Annotated in this window: 14 protein-coding genes and 3 pseudogenes; 15 read left to right on the top strand and 2 right to left on the bottom strand. The window is 63.3% G+C overall.

Going from position 1 to position 16,315, the window contains the following annotated elements:
• Positions 1–240 precede the first annotated feature (240 nt).
• The 9 genes and pseudogenes from Atro_RS20235 (at position 241) to Atro_RS20275 (ending at position 8,759) form a co-directional block, all read left to right on the top strand.
• Positions 241–1,579 (top strand): annotated as a pseudogene (locus Atro_RS20235) (glutamine synthetase family protein).
• A gap of 185 nt (positions 1,580–1,764) precedes the next feature.
• Positions 1,765–2,379: a TIGR04282 family arsenosugar biosynthesis glycosyltransferase gene (locus tag Atro_RS20240; RefSeq protein WP_497925251.1), complete on the top strand. Its 615-nt coding sequence runs from the start codon at positions 1,765–1,767 to the stop codon at positions 2,377–2,379.
• 297 nt (positions 2,380–2,676) lie between these two features.
• Positions 2,677–4,181: pseudogene (locus Atro_RS20245) on the top strand (sigma-54-dependent transcriptional regulator).
• A gap of 39 nt (positions 4,182–4,220) precedes the next feature.
• Positions 4,221–4,526, top strand: a complete 306-nt coding sequence (locus Atro_RS20250; RefSeq protein ID WP_012701966.1) for an STAS domain-containing protein — start codon at positions 4,221–4,223, stop codon at positions 4,524–4,526.
• A 9-nt stretch (positions 4,527–4,535) separates the two neighbouring features.
• On the top strand, positions 4,536–6,263 hold the full coding sequence (locus Atro_RS20255; protein WP_497925254.1) for an ATP-binding SpoIIE family protein phosphatase: 1,728 nt from the start codon (positions 4,536–4,538) through the stop codon (positions 6,261–6,263).
• Between the two features lie 39 nt (positions 6,264–6,302).
• A complete protein-coding gene (locus Atro_RS20260) occupies positions 6,303–6,617 on the top strand; it encodes an Hpt domain-containing protein (RefSeq protein ID WP_497927719.1) in 315 nt (104 codons plus the stop codon).
• A gap of 27 nt (positions 6,618–6,644) precedes the next feature.
• Complete coding sequence (locus Atro_RS20265) at positions 6,645–7,295, top strand: bifunctional 4-hydroxy-2-oxoglutarate aldolase/2-dehydro-3-deoxy-phosphogluconate aldolase (protein ID WP_497925256.1); 651 nt, start codon at positions 6,645–6,647, stop codon at positions 7,293–7,295.
• On the top strand, positions 7,292–7,726 hold the full coding sequence (locus tag Atro_RS20270) for an acyl-CoA thioesterase (protein WP_497925259.1): 435 nt from the start codon (positions 7,292–7,294) through the stop codon (positions 7,724–7,726). The genes Atro_RS20265 and Atro_RS20270 overlap by 4 nt, the downstream gene beginning before the upstream one ends.
• Positions 7,727–7,770: 44 nt before the next feature.
• Positions 7,771–8,759, top strand: a pseudogene (locus Atro_RS20275) (tRNA dihydrouridine synthase).
• Here the strand turns inward: Atro_RS20275 and Atro_RS20280 are convergent.
• On the bottom strand, positions 8,760–8,906 hold the full coding sequence (locus tag Atro_RS20280; protein ID WP_497925263.1) for a DUF2474 domain-containing protein: 147 nt from the start codon (positions 8,904–8,906) through the stop codon (positions 8,760–8,762).
• 205 nt (positions 8,907–9,111) lie between these two features.
• On the opposite strand from Atro_RS20280, the gene Atro_RS20285 reads away from it, so the two are divergent.
• Positions 9,112–9,555 (top strand): Hsp20 family protein, encoded by a 444-nt coding sequence (locus Atro_RS20285; protein ID WP_497925265.1) that lies wholly within the window; start codon positions 9,112–9,114, stop codon positions 9,553–9,555.
• A gap of 49 nt (positions 9,556–9,604) precedes the next feature.
• Here the strand turns inward: Atro_RS20285 and Atro_RS20290 are convergent, their stop codons facing one another.
• Positions 9,605–10,489, bottom strand: a complete 885-nt coding sequence (locus Atro_RS20290) for a LysR family transcriptional regulator (RefSeq protein ID WP_497925268.1) — start codon at positions 10,487–10,489, stop codon at positions 9,605–9,607.
• Between the two features lie 165 nt (positions 10,490–10,654).
• Here Atro_RS20290 and leuC point away from each other — a divergent pair, with 165 nt between their 5' ends.
• The 5 genes from leuC to Atro_RS20315 all read left to right on the top strand — a co-directional run bounded on the left by leuC (position 10,655) and on the right by Atro_RS20315 (position 16,202).
• A complete protein-coding gene (gene leuC, locus Atro_RS20295; RefSeq protein ID WP_497925270.1) occupies positions 10,655–12,079 on the top strand; it encodes a 3-isopropylmalate dehydratase large subunit in 1,425 nt (474 codons plus the stop codon).
• A gap of 11 nt (positions 12,080–12,090) precedes the next feature.
• Entirely contained in the window at positions 12,091–12,738 is a 648-nt protein-coding gene (gene leuD / locus Atro_RS20300; protein WP_497925275.1) for a 3-isopropylmalate dehydratase small subunit, read from the top strand.
• Between the two features lie 61 nt (positions 12,739–12,799).
• A complete protein-coding gene (leuB, locus tag Atro_RS20305; protein WP_497925278.1) occupies positions 12,800–13,882 on the top strand; it encodes a 3-isopropylmalate dehydrogenase in 1,083 nt (360 codons plus the stop codon).
• A 48-nt stretch (positions 13,883–13,930) separates the two neighbouring features.
• The gene (gene asd, locus Atro_RS20310) at positions 13,931–15,043 is read left to right on the top strand and encodes an aspartate-semialdehyde dehydrogenase (protein ID WP_497925280.1); all 1,113 of its coding nucleotides are present in this window, start codon (positions 13,931–13,933) and stop codon (positions 15,041–15,043) included.
• Between the two features lie 148 nt (positions 15,044–15,191).
• A complete protein-coding gene (locus Atro_RS20315) occupies positions 15,192–16,202 on the top strand; it encodes an aspartate-semialdehyde dehydrogenase (RefSeq protein WP_497925282.1) in 1,011 nt (336 codons plus the stop codon).
• The last annotated feature ends 113 nt before the right edge of the window (positions 16,203–16,315 follow it).

Below are 16,315 nucleotides of genomic sequence, written 5' to 3' on the forward strand. Positions count from 1 at the left end.
TTTCTCAAACTCCTAATTTCTCGAGTGTTGTATTACTCGTGCTTGGTTCTTGGATGTCGCGCTAACCCAATAGCGTCTGGCCTTAGGATGTCATCGCCGATGGATGTGGCGCTTGTGCCCAAGTCTTGCAGCCTTGTGGCTGGGTTGAACTCCTTGACATGTGAGGCCAAGTAGACAGCTTGAACTCCTCGGTAGTGCCTGCGTACTGTGTACGGACTGCTGTAGAAGGGGAAGTCTGTCATGATCAAGCCTCAGCAGGCTCTCGCCGAGCGTCTGACTGGTGTCGAAGAGGTCGCGTGCGTCACCCCGATCTTAATGGAGTGCCGCGCGGCAAGGTAATGACCTCCGCGGGCTTTCTTGGGGGGCAGCGCCTGCAGTTGGCCCGCGGGGTGCTATTGCAGTGTGTCATGGGGGATATCCGCCAACCCGTTTCTATGGCAGTGACGATGGCGATCTACTCTTGGTTCCCGACCTACAGCGGATTTATTTGCTGCCTTGGTGCGAACGGCCTCGGGCGCTGGCGATTTGCGATGCCGAGGAGCTCGAGGGGGGTGGTTCGCCGCTGTCTACTCGTGCCCTGCTCAAACGAATATTGGCAGCCTATGCTTGCCTGGGCTGGCAACCGGTAGTGGCCACCGAGCTGGAGTTCTTCGTCTTCGCTCCGCATGGCGACTCGCATTTGCCATTCCAGCCACCGATCGGACTCGATGGCCGGCGCGAGGCCGGCTTTTCGGCCTTCAGCATTTCCTCCAGCAACGGTCTGCAGCCGTTCTTCGACGATGTCTATCGCTGCATGGCGGCGCTCGAGCTACCACGCGACACTTTCATGCACGAAATGGGTGTCAGCCAGTTCGAGATCAACTTGTTACATGGCGATCCCCTGCGTCTGGCCGACCAGACCTTCCTTTTCAAGCACCTTCTCAAGGAGGTGGCACTCAGGCACGGGCTGATGGCGGTATGCATGGCCAAGCCGCTGGCCGGGGTTCCCGGCAGCTCAATGCATATCCATCAGAGCCTGGTGGAGCAGGACAGCGGAAAGAGCCTGTTCAGTGACGACTGTGGAGAGCCGACACCGGCTTTCCATCACTTTATCGGCGGCCTGCAGCGGGCGCTCGCCGAATTCACCTTGCTGTTCGCTCCGCATGTCAATTCCTATCAGCGGCTATGCCATCCCTATGCTTCGCCGAACAATGCCTGCTGGTCCTACGACAATCGTGCGGCAGGCTTACGCATTCCGGCCAGCTCGCCGGCAGCACGGCGGGTGGAGAACCGTCTGCCGGGTGCCGATGCCAATCCCTACCTGGCCATTGCTGCCAGCCTGGCTGCCGGCCTGTTCGGACTGCAGCAGCAGGTGGAGCCGAGTGCGCCGCTGCAGGGCGAGTTTCAAGTGCCGGAGGCCCTGATTCTGCCGAGCAGCATGCCGGTCGCGCTGGCCCGTCTCGAGCGTAGCCAGTTGGCACGAGAAATATTTGGCGATGAGTTCATCGAAGGTTATGTTGCCAGCAAGAGCCTGGAGCTGATGAGTTTTCTTGAGGAAATTACCCCTTGGGAACGCCGTATTCTGGCAGGCCAGGCCTGAGTTTCTTGATCGGCCTCTTCGTTGCTCCTCCTGTGCAGGGGAGAATGCCGTCGATCAGTGCCGAGCGACCTCAAGCTGTGAAGGGCGTTCAATCAGGCGTAGTGTATGGGGCGATACGGCATTTGCGCCTGGCCTGGTGATATGTCCGGTGGCTGGCGGCGGGCGCGTGCGAAGGGGAGGCTGGCATGAGCCTGTCGATTTCCTTGCATCTCTTGGCCCATGCCTTGGCCCCTGGTCAGGTGAAGCCTCGGCTGATTCCGGCGTTGGGCGAAGATGGAGCGTGCGACCTGCAGCGCCTGCTGGTGGAGCGTGCCTTGAATCTGCCGGTGAACGACTTCCAAGATCGCTTTCTCTGGCTCGACGAGGGGCCTGACGATGCCTTGGGCTCGATGGCCGAAGCCTGCGGTTGGGCAGTCGTCGAGCAGCCGGCGGGGGATCTGGGTGAGCGGATGCGCCGCATCGCCACTCTTGGCCTCTGTACCACCGATGCAGTAATTCTGATTGGCAATGATTGTCCCGCGTTGGACAGTGACTACCTGCATGCCGCTTGTACGGCTTTGCGCGAGCGGGATGTCGTGCTCGGGCCGGCCGAGCACGGCGACTATGTCCTGCTCGGCTTGCGGCGAGTCGATCCGTTGTTGTTCGAGGCGATCCCCTGGGGCTGTGAGGACGTATTGCCAATCACCTGCGAGCGCCTGCGTCAACTTGGGTGGAAACACTGCTTGTTGCCGCGGCTGTGGGAAGTGGAGGGACCTGAGGATTTGTTGCGTCTGGCCGAGTTGGGCATTCGTCTGGATTAGGCTGTAGGTATGTGTCAGTGTCCCGCCAGTGCAGCTATCGAGCCGGGTGCATCCTTTGTAGAATGCGGACCCTCACTCAAGCATATCTGTGCGGACGGACCGGAATTTTTTCCTGACACTTGCCTCAGATATCCAGAACCACCTGCGTTCCGCTCGCCTGTTCGCGCTGTCGGAGTTCCTCCATCGTGATTACTGCATACGCTTTCCGTTCGACTCGACGCCGGAGCGGTTTCGATACGAGCGCTGCGATTCTCGATGGCGCTTCCAGTAGTCTTTTCAGTTCAGACACCCGATAACATGTGGCGCAATATAAAAATTTTATTGATCGATGATAATCCCGGCCGACGTCGGGATATGTCGGTCATCCTCGACTTTCTCGACGAGCAGTATCTGGCGTGTTCCAGTACGGAGTGGCAAGAGCGGGTCGGAGCACTGGCCTCCAGCCGGGAATTGCTGTGCGTGCTGTTGGGCGCGGTCGAGGCCCTGGGCGGGGGGGCGAACTGCTCAAGACGCTTCGTAATTGGGACGAGACCCTGCCTGTGCTACTGCTCGGCCAGCATCTGCCGGGGAATTGGTCGCAGGAAGTACGGCGCCAAGTGCTGGCCAGCCTGGAAATGCCGCCCTCCTACAACAAACTGCTCGACTCCCTGCATCGTGCCCAAGTTTACCGTGCGATGCCTGGCCAGGGGCGCGGGCTGTCGCGCGAGCCCAATCTCTTTCGCAGCCTGATCGGCACTAGCCGGGCGATCCAGCAGGTGCGTCAACTGCTGCAGCAGGTAGCCGATACCGATGCCTGCGTGCTGCTGTTGGGCGAGTCCGGGACCGGCAAGGAGGTGGTGGCGCGTAACCTGCATTATCACTCGCGGCGCCGTGAAGCGCCCTTCGTTCCAGTCAACTGCAGTGCCATCGCCGGGGAAATGCTGGAAAGCGAGCTGTACGGGCATGAGAAGGGCGCTTTCAGCGGTGCCTTGAGCACTCATGTCGGGCGTCTCGAGCTGGCCCATGGCGGTGTCCTGTTCCTCGAAGAAATCGATGCCATGCCGCTGGCGGTACAGGCGCGATTGCTGCGCGTGCTGAAGGAGGGCGTCTTCGAACGCCTGGGCAGCCCACAGACGCAGACCGTCGATGTGCGTATCATCGCCGCAAGCCACAAGAATCTCGAGGCGATGGTCGGCGAGGGCAGTTTCCGCGAGGACCTCTACTATCGACTCAGCGTCTTTCCTATCGAGATGCCACCCTTGCGCGAGCGAGTAGAAGATCTGCCATTGCTGCTGAACGAGCTGATTGCGCGGTTGGAGCATGACAAGCTGGGGTCCATTCGCTTCAACTCGGCGGCGATCATGTCGTTGTGTCGGCACGACTGGCCAGGCAATCTGCGTGAGCTGGCCAATCTGGTGGAGCGCATGGCGATCATGCATCCCTACGGTGTCATCGGTGTTCCGGAATTGCCGAAGAAATACCGCCATATCGAAGGTGAGGACGAGCAGGACGACGAGGGCAGAGCGTTCGCGGTCGGGCTGCCTGATCCGGCCACTCTTGCTCTGCTGCCACCGGAGGGGCTGGATCTGAAGGATTATCTGGCTGCCCTCGAGCAGACGCTCATCCAGCAAGCGCTGGACGATTCTGCCGGCGTAGTGGCGCGTGCCGCCGAGCGCCTGCGTATCCGCCGTACCACACTGGTGGAGAAGATGCGCAAGTACGGCATGACCCGGCGCGAGGACGGCGAAGATCAACTGGCTCTGGAGAGTGCCGCAGCCTCCGGCCACCGCTCGGCGGTTGCTCCGCCGGGAGCCGAGTGTTAAATCTCGCTGCAGCGACGACACATATCTGAGGAGCACCGCATGGCTATCACTTCGCAGCCTTCGGCAGATGGACAAGAACTGACCATTTTCATCCAGGGACGCTTCGATTTTGGCGCCCACCAGGAATTCCGGGATGCCTACGAGCGGGTGAACGTCACGCCGAAGCGCTATGTCGTCGATCTGCAGGGCGCAACCTATCTGGACAGCTCGGCGCTCGGCATGCTGCTGCTGCTGCGTGATCATGCCGGCGGCGAGCGGGCGCAGATCCGCTTGATCCATTGCAGTCCGGATGTGCGCAAGATCCTGTCGATTTCCAATTTCGAACAGCTCTTCCATATTGCCTAGGGCCGTCCCGTGCAGTCGCCCTTGTGCATCCTGATCGCCGAGGACAGTCCTGCGGACCGGATGCTGCTGGCGACCATCGTCGGCCGTCAGGGCTATCGCGTGTTGACTGCCGGCAACGGTCTCGAGGCGGTCATGATGTTCGCCCGCGAGCGTCCGCACATGGTTCTGATGGACGCCCTGATGCCGGTGATGGATGGCTTCGAGGCGGCTCGACGGATCAAGCAGATGGCCGGCGAGGAGTTGGTGCCGATCATCTTTCTCACCTCGCTGACCGAGAGCGAGGCGCTGGTTCGGTGCCTGGAGGTCGGTGGCGACGACTTTATCGCCAAGCCCTATAACAGCGTCATTCTGGATGCCAAGATCAAAGCCATGGACCGCCTGCGCCGGCTGCAGGCCACGGTGCTGGAGCAGCGCGACCTGATTGCCCGGCACAACGAGCATCTGGTCAACGAGCAGCGCGTGGCCAAGGCGGTGTTCGACAAGGTGGCCCATTCCGGCTGTCTCGATGCGCCGAACATCCGCTACTTGCAGTCCCCTTATGCACTGTTCAACGGCGACCTGATGCTGGCGGCTTTCAAGCCCTCCGGCGGCATGCATGTGCTGCTCGGCGACTTCACCGGACACGGCCTGCCGGCGGCGATCGGCGCCATGCCTTTGGCCGAGGTGTTCTACGGCATGACCGCCAAGGGCTATTCGCTGGCGGAGATCCTTCGCGAGATGAACGCCAAGCTCAAGCGCATCCTGCCGGTGGGGGTGTTCTGCTGTGCCGTCATGCTCAATCTGAGTTTCCAGCGGCGGGTCGTGGAGATCTGGAACGGCGGCCTGCCTGACGGCTATCTCAGGCGGGGCGGCAACGGCGAGCGGATTCCCCTGCGTTCCCGCCATCTGCCGTTGGGTATCCTCGACGCCTCGTGTTTCGACGACCGCTACGAGATCTACCCCATGGAGGCGGGCGACAGGATCTTCCTGCTGTCCGACGGGGTGCTCGAAACCTGCAACCTGGGCGGCGAGTGTTTCGGCGAGGAGCGGCTGCTCGAGGTGTTCGTCGCCAATCAGCAGCCGGATTTGTTGTTCGGTGAGATCCAGCAGGCGCTCAACGCCTTCCGCGGCGAGGCACAGGATGATGTCAGCCTGATCGAGGTCAGCCTGATGGAGGAGGGGCAGTTGCCGCATTCGCCGCTGATCTTCTCCGACTCGGGGCAGAATGCCCCGCTGGACTGGTCGATCAGCTTCGAATTCCGCGCCGAAACCCTTAAGCGCTTCAACCCACTGCCCTACCTGCTGCAACTGCTGCTCGAGGTGCAGGAGTTGCGTGCCCAGGGTAGCGTGCTCTACACGGTGCTCGCCGAGCTCTATTCCAATGCCCTGGAGCACGGCGTGATGGGCCTCGACTCGTCGCTCAAACGCGATGCTCAGGGCTTCGCCGAATATTACCGCGAGCGCCGCACACGACTGGCGAACTTGGCGGATGGCTATGTGCGCTTTCATCTCGATCTGCGCCCGGAGGATGCAGGCGGACGTCTGAGCATTCGCGTCGAGGACAGCGGGCCGGGTTTCGATGTACAGCGCATGCTGGAGCGGCACGGTTCCATGGAGCATCTGAGCGGGCGCGGCCTGAAGCTGGTGCGCCAGTTGGCCGACCGATGCAGTTGGGCGCCGGACGGGCGCAGTGTGTGCGTGGAGTTTTCCTGGCCCGCTCGGCATAATCCAGCGGAATGCCCACTGGTTCAGGAGTGACTTGGCGTGTCCGAGCATCTCGACCATAGCGTTCAGGCAATGCTGCAGGAGGTCATGGAGGATGAGTATCCGGTCCTGCTGGATACCTTCCTGAGCGACTCCGAGGCGCGCCTGCAGGCCCTGCGCCAGGCCTATGCGGTTCAGGATGCCGAGGCCCTGCGTCGGGCTGCGCACAGCTTCAAGGGCAGTTGCGGCAACATGGGCGTGCCGTTGCTGGCCGAACTGTGCCGGCAGCTCGAGGAGCGGGCCCGGGCCCGAGACCTGGCTCCCATGCTTGCACTGCTGACCCAAGCGGAGCAGGAGTTTGCCCTCATCCGCCCCCTGATCGAGTCCGAACGACAGCGTCGTCGCTGACGCCCAAGCTCAAGCTGGAGAAAGAACATGCCCATGACGATGGATGCGGTGTTGCAGCGAGCACGCCCCGTGCTTCCGGTGCTGGTGATCGAGGATGTCGCGCTGGCGGTGGACCTGGCGCAAGCGCTGCATGCCGGTGGTATCCAGGTACTGGAGGTGACGCTGCGCACTCCGCGCGCCCTGGATGCGTTGGCGGCGATCCGCCAGGCGCTGCCGGACCTGTTGGTCGGTGCCGGGACCCTGATCCACAGCGAGCAGTTTCTCGAGGCGCGCGACGCCGGCGCGCAGTTCGTCGTCAGCCCCGGCTGCACCGAGCGCTTGGCAGCGGCCGCAGACGACTGCCGGCTGCCCTACCTGCCGGGGGTGATGACGCCCTCGGAAGTCCTGCAGGCTCTGGAGTTCGGCTATCGCTCGCTGAAGCTGTTCCCGGCCAACGGCACTACCAGCGTGAAGATGCTGAAGAGCTTCAAAGAGCCGTTCAGCGGCATCCGCTTCTGTCCCACCGGCGGGGTGACCCCGGATAATCTGCTGAGCTTCCTGGGCCTGCCCAACGTCGCCTGCGTGGGCGGCACCTGGGTCGCGCCTGCCAGCCTGATTCGTGCCCGTGCCTGGGATCAGATCAGCCAATTGGCCCGCGAGGCCTGCGAACAGGCGGCCAGCCTGGAGCAGCATTCTTGAGCTGGCAGTGGCCTGCGCCCTTCGTCGTTGACATCGAAGTGTTGTCCGAACACATCGATGGGCTCGGCCATGTCAACAACGTGGTCTACGTCGGCTGGCTGGAGGAGTGCGCCTGGCGCCATTCGCAGAGCCTGGGCCTGGGGCTGGACGAGTACCGGCGCCTGGACCGGGCGATGGCGGTGTTGCGTCATGAGATCGACTACCTGGCCAGCGCCCGCCTGGGCGAGCGCCTGCAGATGGGGACCTGGATCGTTGACGCCGGCCGTGGCTTGAAGATGACCCGCCGTTTCCAGCTGTTGCGCCCGCTCGACGGTGTCACCCTGCTGAGCGCGCAGACCACCTTCGCCTGCATCGAGTTGTCCAGCGGCCGGCCTCGGCGGATGCCGGAGGCCTTTGCCGAGCGCTATGGTCGGGCCCTGGTCGACGCCTAGCTTTCCACCCTCTTGTTTGTCTGAAACGTGCCGGAATCCCTTCCATGCAAATCGCCCTGGCTCCCATGGAGGGATTGGTCGACGAACTGCTTCGCGACCTGTTGACCCGCGTCGGAGGCATCGACTGGTGCGTGACCGAGTTTGTCCGGATCTGCGACCGTCTGCTGCCGTTCACCCAATTCGAGAAGCTGGCCCCGGAGATGCAGCGTGGGTGGCGGACCCGTACGGGCACGCCGGTGCATCTGCAGTTGCTCGGTTCCGACCCTGTGTGCCTGGCCGAGAACGCCGCTTTCGCCGCCGAACTGGGCGCACCGGTGATCGACCTCAACTTCGGTTGCCCGGCGAAGACGGTGAACCGCTCGCGGGGGGGGCGGTGCTGCTCGACGAGCCGGAACTGCTGCATGCCATCGTTCGCGAGGTGCGCCGGGCGGTGCCGGCACAGGTGCCGGTGACCGCCAAAATGCGCCTGGGTTACACCCGTCCGGAGGGCGCCTTGGACTGTGCCCGGGCGCTGGTCGAAGGCGGGGCGGCGCAACTGGTGGTGCATGCGCGGACCAAGGTCGAGGGTTATCGGCCGCCAGCCCATTGGGAATGGGTGGCGCGAGTGCAGGAGGCTGTCGCCGTGCCAGTCTATGCCAATGGCGAGATCTGGACGGTAGAAGACTGGCGGCGCTGCCGGCAGGTCAGCGGGGTGGAGGATGTCATGCTCGGCCGCGGACTGGTTTCCTGCCCCGACCTGGCCCGGCAGATCGCTGCGGTCCGGGTCGGATGCACGCCCGAGCCGCTGCAGTGGAGCGAGGTGCGCTCTCTGGTGAACGAGTTCTGGCGGCGTGCCCGGCAAAGGATCGCGCCGCGCTATGCCCCGGGCCGGCTCAAGCAGTGGCTGGGCATGCTGACCCGCAGCTATCCGGAGGCGGCCGCGCTGTTCGCCGAACTGCGTCGGGAGAACGATTGCGCCCGCTTGGATGCCCTGCTGGGCGTGGATTTGCACGGCGACCTTGCGCTTGTGGCGGAGTTTTGCCCAGCCTTGTAATTACGTGGTCATGCCGGCAGCCCGCATGATCAGGCGCAGCCCGTAGGCGAGTATGGCCAGGCAGGACACACTGGCCGTCCAGATCAGCACGAGCCAGAGGATACGGCGCGGCCATTTCGAGTCCTGACGGCGACTTCGGCATTTCATTGCGAATCACTCCTTGCCATATGGATCTTGCTTCTGGAGTGACCAGTATGGTCGGGCGACGGTGCTGGCTTTTCCTGCAGGGCACAGTCTGAAAAAAGCGCTTCTGCCTCTTGAAATCCTCCTGGCGGACTCCATCTAGGGAAGTGTGGGATGCCGAAGTCGGGTCCCGCCACGCAACACTCGCTGATTAATCGGGAGACGAATGATGACTACTCTTTCCATGGCCCCCTTGTTCCGCCAATCCATTGGTTTCGACCGCTTCAACGACCTGTTCGAGTCCGCCCTGCGCAACGAGGCAGGCAGTTCCTATCCGCCCTACAACATCGAGAAGCACGGCGACGACCAGTACCGCATCGTGATCGCCGCGGCCGGCTTCCAGGAAGCTGATCTGGAACTGCAGGTGGAGCGCGGAGTGCTGACTGTCAGCGGCGGCAAGCGCGAAAGCCAGTCCAAGGAGGTCACCTACCTGCACCAGGGCATCGCCCAGCGAGCCTTCAAGCTGTCGTTCCGCTTGGTCGACCATATCGAGGTCAAGGGCGCCGAGCTGCGCAATGGCCTGCTGAGCATCGAACTGGTCCGTATCGTACCGGAGGAGGCCAAGCCCAAGCGTATTCCGATCGGTGCCGAGCGGCCGGCGCTGGAAGGCTGACCGCTGCTGAGCAACGAAAAAGGGCGCCATCGGCGCCCTTTTTCGTTGCTCAGGAAGAAGGCGTGTCGCGTGCCTCGTCGAGCAGCGCCATGAAAGCCTTGGCCGCGTTGGACAGGGTCCGCTCGGTGTGCAGGATGTAGCCGAGCTGGCGTGACAGGTGGAGGCCGGGGAGCATCAGGGGTTTCACCTGGTCGTCCAGCATGGTACGCGGCAGCACGCTCCAGGCGATACCGATGGATACCATCATCTTGATCGTTTCCAGGTAGTTGGTGCTCATGGCGATGCCGGGCGTCAACCCCTCGCGTTCGAACAGGCTCCGGACGATGTGGTGGGTGAAGGTGTTGCCGCCGGGGAACACCGCCGGATGCCGGGCCACGTCGGCCAGGCTCACCCGGGCGTCGCGCGCCAGCGGATGTTCCGGGGCGGCGACGAAGTCCAGCGGATCGTCCCAAACCTTCACCGCCCGCACCGGTGCCGCCGTTTCCGGGGCCAGGGTGATCACTGCCAGTTCGGCGCGGCCGTGGAGGATCTCCTCGTAAGCCACTTCCGAATCGAGAAAGCGGATATCCAGCGTGACCTGCGGATGGGCACGCGTGAAGGCGCGTAGCAGCGGCGGCAGGCGGTGCAGGCCGATATGGTGGCTTGTTGCTAGGGTCAGCCGACCGCTGACATCGCCGCTGAGGTTGTTCAGCGCCCGCCGGGTGTCTTCCAGCACGCTGAGGATCCGGTAAGCGCGCGGCAGCAGTGCCCGCCCGGCCTCGGTCAGCCGCACCTCGCGGCCAAGGCGATCGAACAGGCGCACCTGAAGCTGCTGCTCGAGTGCGGCGATGCGCTTGCTCACCGCCGGCTGGGTCAGGTGCAGGTGTTCGCCGGCCTCGGAGAAGCTGCCGGTTTCAGCGACGGCGATGAAGGCGTTGAGGTTGGCGAGGTCCATCCGGAACAGCTCTTGGGTAGGGGCTTGATATATCGCTTGCTGCATTCCTTGTGGGAATGCGGCGGATAAAAAATATGAATTTGAGTTATTCCCTGCAAGCCCCTAGCATCCCCGTCACGCATTGGGGCAGCTTGCCCCTGCAGAGAAACTAATGAGGAAAGTCCGATGGCCGGCAAAACGCTCTACGACAAGCTCTGGGACATGCACGAGGTGAAGCGGCGCGATGATGGCTCGTCGCTGATCTACATCGACCGGCAGATTCTCCACGAAGTGACCTCGCCGCAGGCCTTCGAGGGGCTGCGCCTGGCCGGGCGCAAGCCGTGGCGCGTGGACGCCAACATCGCCACCCCGGACCACAACGTGCCGACCACCCAAGACCGCCAGTCCGGCGTCGCCGCCATCGCCGACGAGACCTCGCGCATCCAGGTGCAGACCCTGGACGAGAACTGCGATGAGTTCGGCATCGTCGAGTTCAAGATGAACGACCCGCGCCAGGGCATCGTCCACGTGGTCGGCCCGGAGCAGGGCGCCACCCTGCCGGGAATGACCGTGGTCTGCGGCGACTCGCACACCTCCACCCACGGCGCCTTCGGCGCGCTGGCCCACGGCATCGGCACCTCTGAGGTCGAGCATGTACTCGCCACCCAGTGCCTAGTGGCCAAGAAAATGAAGAACATGCAGGTGCTGGTCGAAGGCAAGCTGTCCTCCGGCGTCAGTGCCAAGGACATCGTGCTGGCGGTGATCGGCAAGATCGGCACCGCCGGCGGCACTGGCCATGCCCTGGAGTTCGCCGGTAGCGCCATCCGTGAGTTGTCCATGGAGGGTCGCATGACCCTCTGCAACATGGCTATCGAGGCCGGTGCTCGGGTCGGCATGGTAGCGGTGGACGACAAGACCATCGACTACGTCAAGGGCCGTCCCTACGCGCCGCAAGACGTGGACTGGGACAAGGCAGTCGTCCAGTGGAGGGATCTGGTGTCCGATGCCGACGCCCGGTTCGATACCGTGGTCGAACTGAAGGCTGAGGAGATCAAGCCGCAGGTCACCTGGGGCACCTCGCCGGAGATGGTCCTGCCGGTCGACGCCAACGTACCGGATCCGGAGGCCGAGAGCGACCCGGTCAAGCGCGACTCTATCGTCCGCGCGCTGAAGTACATGGGCCTGTCGGCCAACCAGCCGATCGGCGAGATCAAGGTCGATCGCGTGTTCATCGGCTCCTGCACCAACTCGCGGATCGAGGACCTGCGCGCCGCCGCCGAAGTGGCCAAGGGACGCAAGGTCGCTGCCAGTGTCAAGCAAGCGCTGGTGGTACCGGGTTCCGGGCTGGTCAAGGAGCAGGCGGAGAGAGAAGGGCTGGACAAGGTCTTCATCGAGGCCGGCTTCGAGTGGCGCGAGCCGGGTTGCTCGATGTGCCTGGCGATGAACCCGGACCGCCTGGAGAGCGCCGAGCACTGCGCCTCCACTTCCAACCGCAACTTCGAGGGCCGTCAGGGCGCCGGCGGGCGTACCCATCTGGTCAGTCCGGCCATGGCTGCCGCCGCGGCGGTCGCCGGCCACTTCGTCGATGTGCGTGAAATGCTCCAGGCCTGAGGAAATAACCGATGAAAGCCTTTACCCAACACACCGGTCTGGTCGCACCTCTCGATCGCGCGAATGTCGATACCGACCAGATCATTCCCAAGCAGTTCCTCAAGTCGATCAAGCGCACCGGCTTCGGTCCCAACCTGTTCGACGAGTGGCGCTATCTGGATGTCGGCCAGCCGGGTCAGGACTGCTCGGGCCGTCCGCTGAACAAGGAATTCGTGCTGAACCTGCCGCGCTATCAGGGTGCCAGCGTGCTGCTGGCCCGCGAGAACTTCGGCTGCGGCTCGAGCCGCGAGCACGCGCCCTGGGCTCTGGAGGAGTACGGCTTTCGCACGGTGATCGCGCCGAGCTTCGCCGACATCTTCTTCAACAACAGCTTCAAGAACGGCCTCTTGCCGATCATCCTGCCGGAGGCGGAGGTGGACGAGCTGTTCAAGCAGTGCGAGGCGGCCGAGGGTTATCGGCTGACCGTCGATCTGGCCGCGCAGACCGTGACCCGTCCGGACGGCAAGGTGCTGTCCTTCGAGATCGATCCGTTCCGCAAGCACTGCCTGCTCAACGGCCTGGACGACATCGGCCTGACCCTGCAGGATGCCGATGCCATCCGCGCGTTCGAGGAAAAGCACCAGCAGGCCAGCCCCTGGCTGTTCGGTGCGATCAAGTAATTCCTTTCCCCGCAGGGGCGGGTGAGTCCCGCTCCTGCCGTTCGACATTCAAGGACATGCAATGAGCAAGCAGATTCTGGTTCTTCCGGGTGACGGCATCGGCCCGGAAATCATGGCCGAAGCGGTCAAGGTCCTGCAGCTGGCCAACGAGAAGTACCAGCTGGGCTTCGTGCTGAGCTACGACGAGCTGGGCGGCGCGGCGGTCGACAAGTACGGCGTGCCGCTGGCCGACGAGACCCTGGAGCGCGCCCGCAAGGCCGACGCCATCCTGCTTGGCGCGGTAGGTGGACCGAAGTGGGACGCCATCGACCCGGCCATCCGTCCGGAGCGTGGCTTGCTGAAGATTCGTTCGCAGCTGGGGCTGTTCGGCAACTTGCGTCCAGCGCTGCTCTATCCGCAGCTGGCTGAGGCCTCCACCCTCAAGCCGGAAGTGGTCGCCGGCCTGGACATCCTGATCGTTCGCGAGCTGACCGGCGGCATCTACTTCGGCCAACCGCGCGAGAGCAAGGTGCTCGACAACGACGAGCGCATGGCCTACGACACCCTGCCGTACAGCGAGAGCGAGATCCGCCGTATCGCCAGGGTCGGCTTCGACATGGCTCGCGTGCGTGGCAAGAAGCTGTGTTCGGTGGACAAGGCCAACGTGCTGGCCTCCAGCCAGCTGTGGCGCGCGGTGGTCGAGGAGGTTGCCAGGGACTACCCGGACGTCGAGCTGTCGCACATGTACGTCGACAACGCCGCCATGCAGCTGGTGCGTGCGCCCAAGCAGTTCGACGTAATCGTTACCGACAACATGTTCGGCGACATTCTGTCGGACGAAGCCTCCATGCTCACCGGTTCGATCGGCATGTTGCCGTCGGCCTCGCTGGATGCCAGCAACAAGGGCATGTACGAGCCGTGCCACGGCAGTGCGCCGGACATCGCCGGCAAGGGTATCGCCAACCCGCTGGCCACCATTCTGTCGGTATCCATGATGCTGCGCTACAGCTTCGGCCAGGTTGAGGCAGCCAACACCATCGAGCAGGCGGTCAGCAACGTCCTGGACCAGGGTTTGCGCACCGGCGACATCTGGTCGGAAGGCTGCCGGAAGGTCGGTACTCGCGAGATGGGCGATGCGGTAGTCGCGGCGCTCGCCAAGTTGTAAGCTTCCGGCTCGCATTAGGCGGGCCACTTCTATACAGGTGCAGTTGCAATGAAACGTGTAGGTCTGATCGGTTGGCGCGGCATGGTCGGTTCCGTGCTCATGCAGCGAATGCTGGAAGAGCGGGATTTCGACCTGATCGAGCCGGTGTTCTTCACCACCTCCAGCGTGGGCGGCCAAGGGCCGTCGGTCGGCAAGGAAACCGCGCCGCTGAAGGATGCCTACAGCATCGAGGAGCTGAAGACCCTCGATGCGATCATCACCTGCCAGGGCGGCGACTATACCAGCGAAGTCTTCCCCAAGCTGCGCGAGGCCGGCTGGCAGGGCTACTGGATCGATGCCGCCTCCAGCCTGCGCATGGCCGACGATGCGGTCATCGTGCTGGACCCGGTCAACCGTCGAGTCATCGACCAGTCGCTGGATGCCGGCGTCAAGAACTACATCGGCGGCAACTGTACCGTCAGCCTGATGCTGATGGCCTTGGGCGGCCTCTACGAGGCCGGCCTGGTCGAGTGGATGAGCGCCATGACCTATCAGGCCGCTTCCGGAGCCGGTGCGCAGAACATGCGCGAACTGATTCGCCAGATGGGGACCATCAATGCGGCGGTGGCCAACGAACTGGCCGATCCGGCCAGCGCCATCCTCGAGATCGACCGCAAGGTCGCCGAAGTCCAGCGCAGCGCCGAGTTCCCGGTGGACCACTTCGGTGTGCCGCTGGCCGGCAGCCTCATCCCCTACATCGACAAGGAGCTGCCCAACGGGCAGAGCCGCGAGGAGTGGAAAGGGCAGGCCGAGACCAACAAGATCCTCGGCCGCATCAAGAGCCCGATCCCGGTCGACGGCATCTGCGTGCGGGTCGGCGCGATGCGCTGCCATAGCCAGGCGCTGACCATCAAGCTGAACAAGGATGTGCCGATCGCCGATATCGAGGGGCTGATCAGCCAGCACAATCCCTGGGTGAAGTTGGTGCCGAACCATCGCGATGCCAGCATGCAGGAGCTGAGCCCGGCAGCCATCACCGGCACCCTGACAGTGCCGGTCGGTCGCCTGCGCAAGCTCAACATGGGCTCGCAGTACCTCGGTGCCTTTACCGTTGGCGACCAACTGCTGTGGGGCGCGGCCGAGCCGCTGCGGCGCATGCTGCGTATCCTGCTGGAGCGTTGACGGCCTTTCCATACGTCATGCTTGACGAAAAGCGCTGCGGCTTTGCCGCGGCGCTTTTCGTTATGAGTCTCCGCTTGTGGGCGGGGCACCGTCTGCTTGTTCTCTCTTGAGCTACGCCTAGCGTGCGCTTCCCGTGCAGGAGATTCTTGTGAGTTCAGCCATCGATATCGCTGTAGTCGGGGCCACCGGTACCGTCGGTTCAGTGCTCGTCGAAATTCTCGAGGAACGTGGCTTCCCCGTCGGTCAGCTGCACCTGCTGGCCAGCGCGGCCTCCGCTGGTAAGTCGGTATCCTTCAAGGGTCGCAACCTGCGAGTCAGGAGTATCGAGGCATTCGATTTCACCCAGGTGCGCCTGGTCTTCTTCGCGGCCGGCGAGGCCGTGACCTGCCAGTATGCCTCGCAGGTCCGGACTGCCGGTTGTGCGCTGATCGACTTGAGCGGCGCCCTGCCGTTGCAACAGGCACCGCGGGTGGTGGCAGAGGTCAATCCCCAGTTGCTTCAGGGGCTCGCCGCACCTTGCCAACTGACCAGCCCGGCATCGCCGGTCGTAGCGCTGGCATTGGCGTTGGCGCCCTTGCGTCCGTTCGTGCACTGGCAGCGTCTGAGCGTGACGACCTGCTTGCCGGTGTCCAGCGTTGGCCGCGAGGGTGTGGCGGAGTTGGCCAGGCAGACGACTGAGTTGCTCAACGGGCGTCCGCTTGAGTCGTGCCTGTTCGAGGGGCAGATTGCCTTCAATCTGCTGGGGCGGATCGGTGCGACCGATGCGGCTGGATATTCTTCTCTGGAGAGGCGTCTGGTCGAGGAGCTTCGGCAGGTATTGGCGGTGCCTGAATTGAAGGTCGCCGCTACCTGCACGATGGCGCCGGTATTCTTTGGCGACAGCTTGAGCCTAGTCGTGCAGGCAGCTCAAGCCATCAATCTGCCTGCCGTGCAGGCTGCCTTGGCGCAGGCGCCGGGCGTTGAACTGATCGAGCCGGGCCATTGTCCGACGGTAGTCGGCGATGCGGTCGGACAGGATGTTGTCTACGTTGGTCGGTTGCGCGGCGGGCTGGATGATGAGTGTGAACTCAATTTGTGGATTGCGTCAGATAACGTGCGGAAAGGTTCCGCACTTAATGCCGTGCAACTGGGCGAGTTATTGATAAAACAAGGCCTCTAAAAGATACTGGCCCGCATTCGAATACCTATTCCTGCATGGCACAACTGACATGGCCGGCGTGCTGTCGGGCGCATCTAAGGTGCGCGGGCATCAAGTATCAGGCTCCTTTCTCT

The organism is Azotobacter tropicalis (assembly GCF_059739045.1).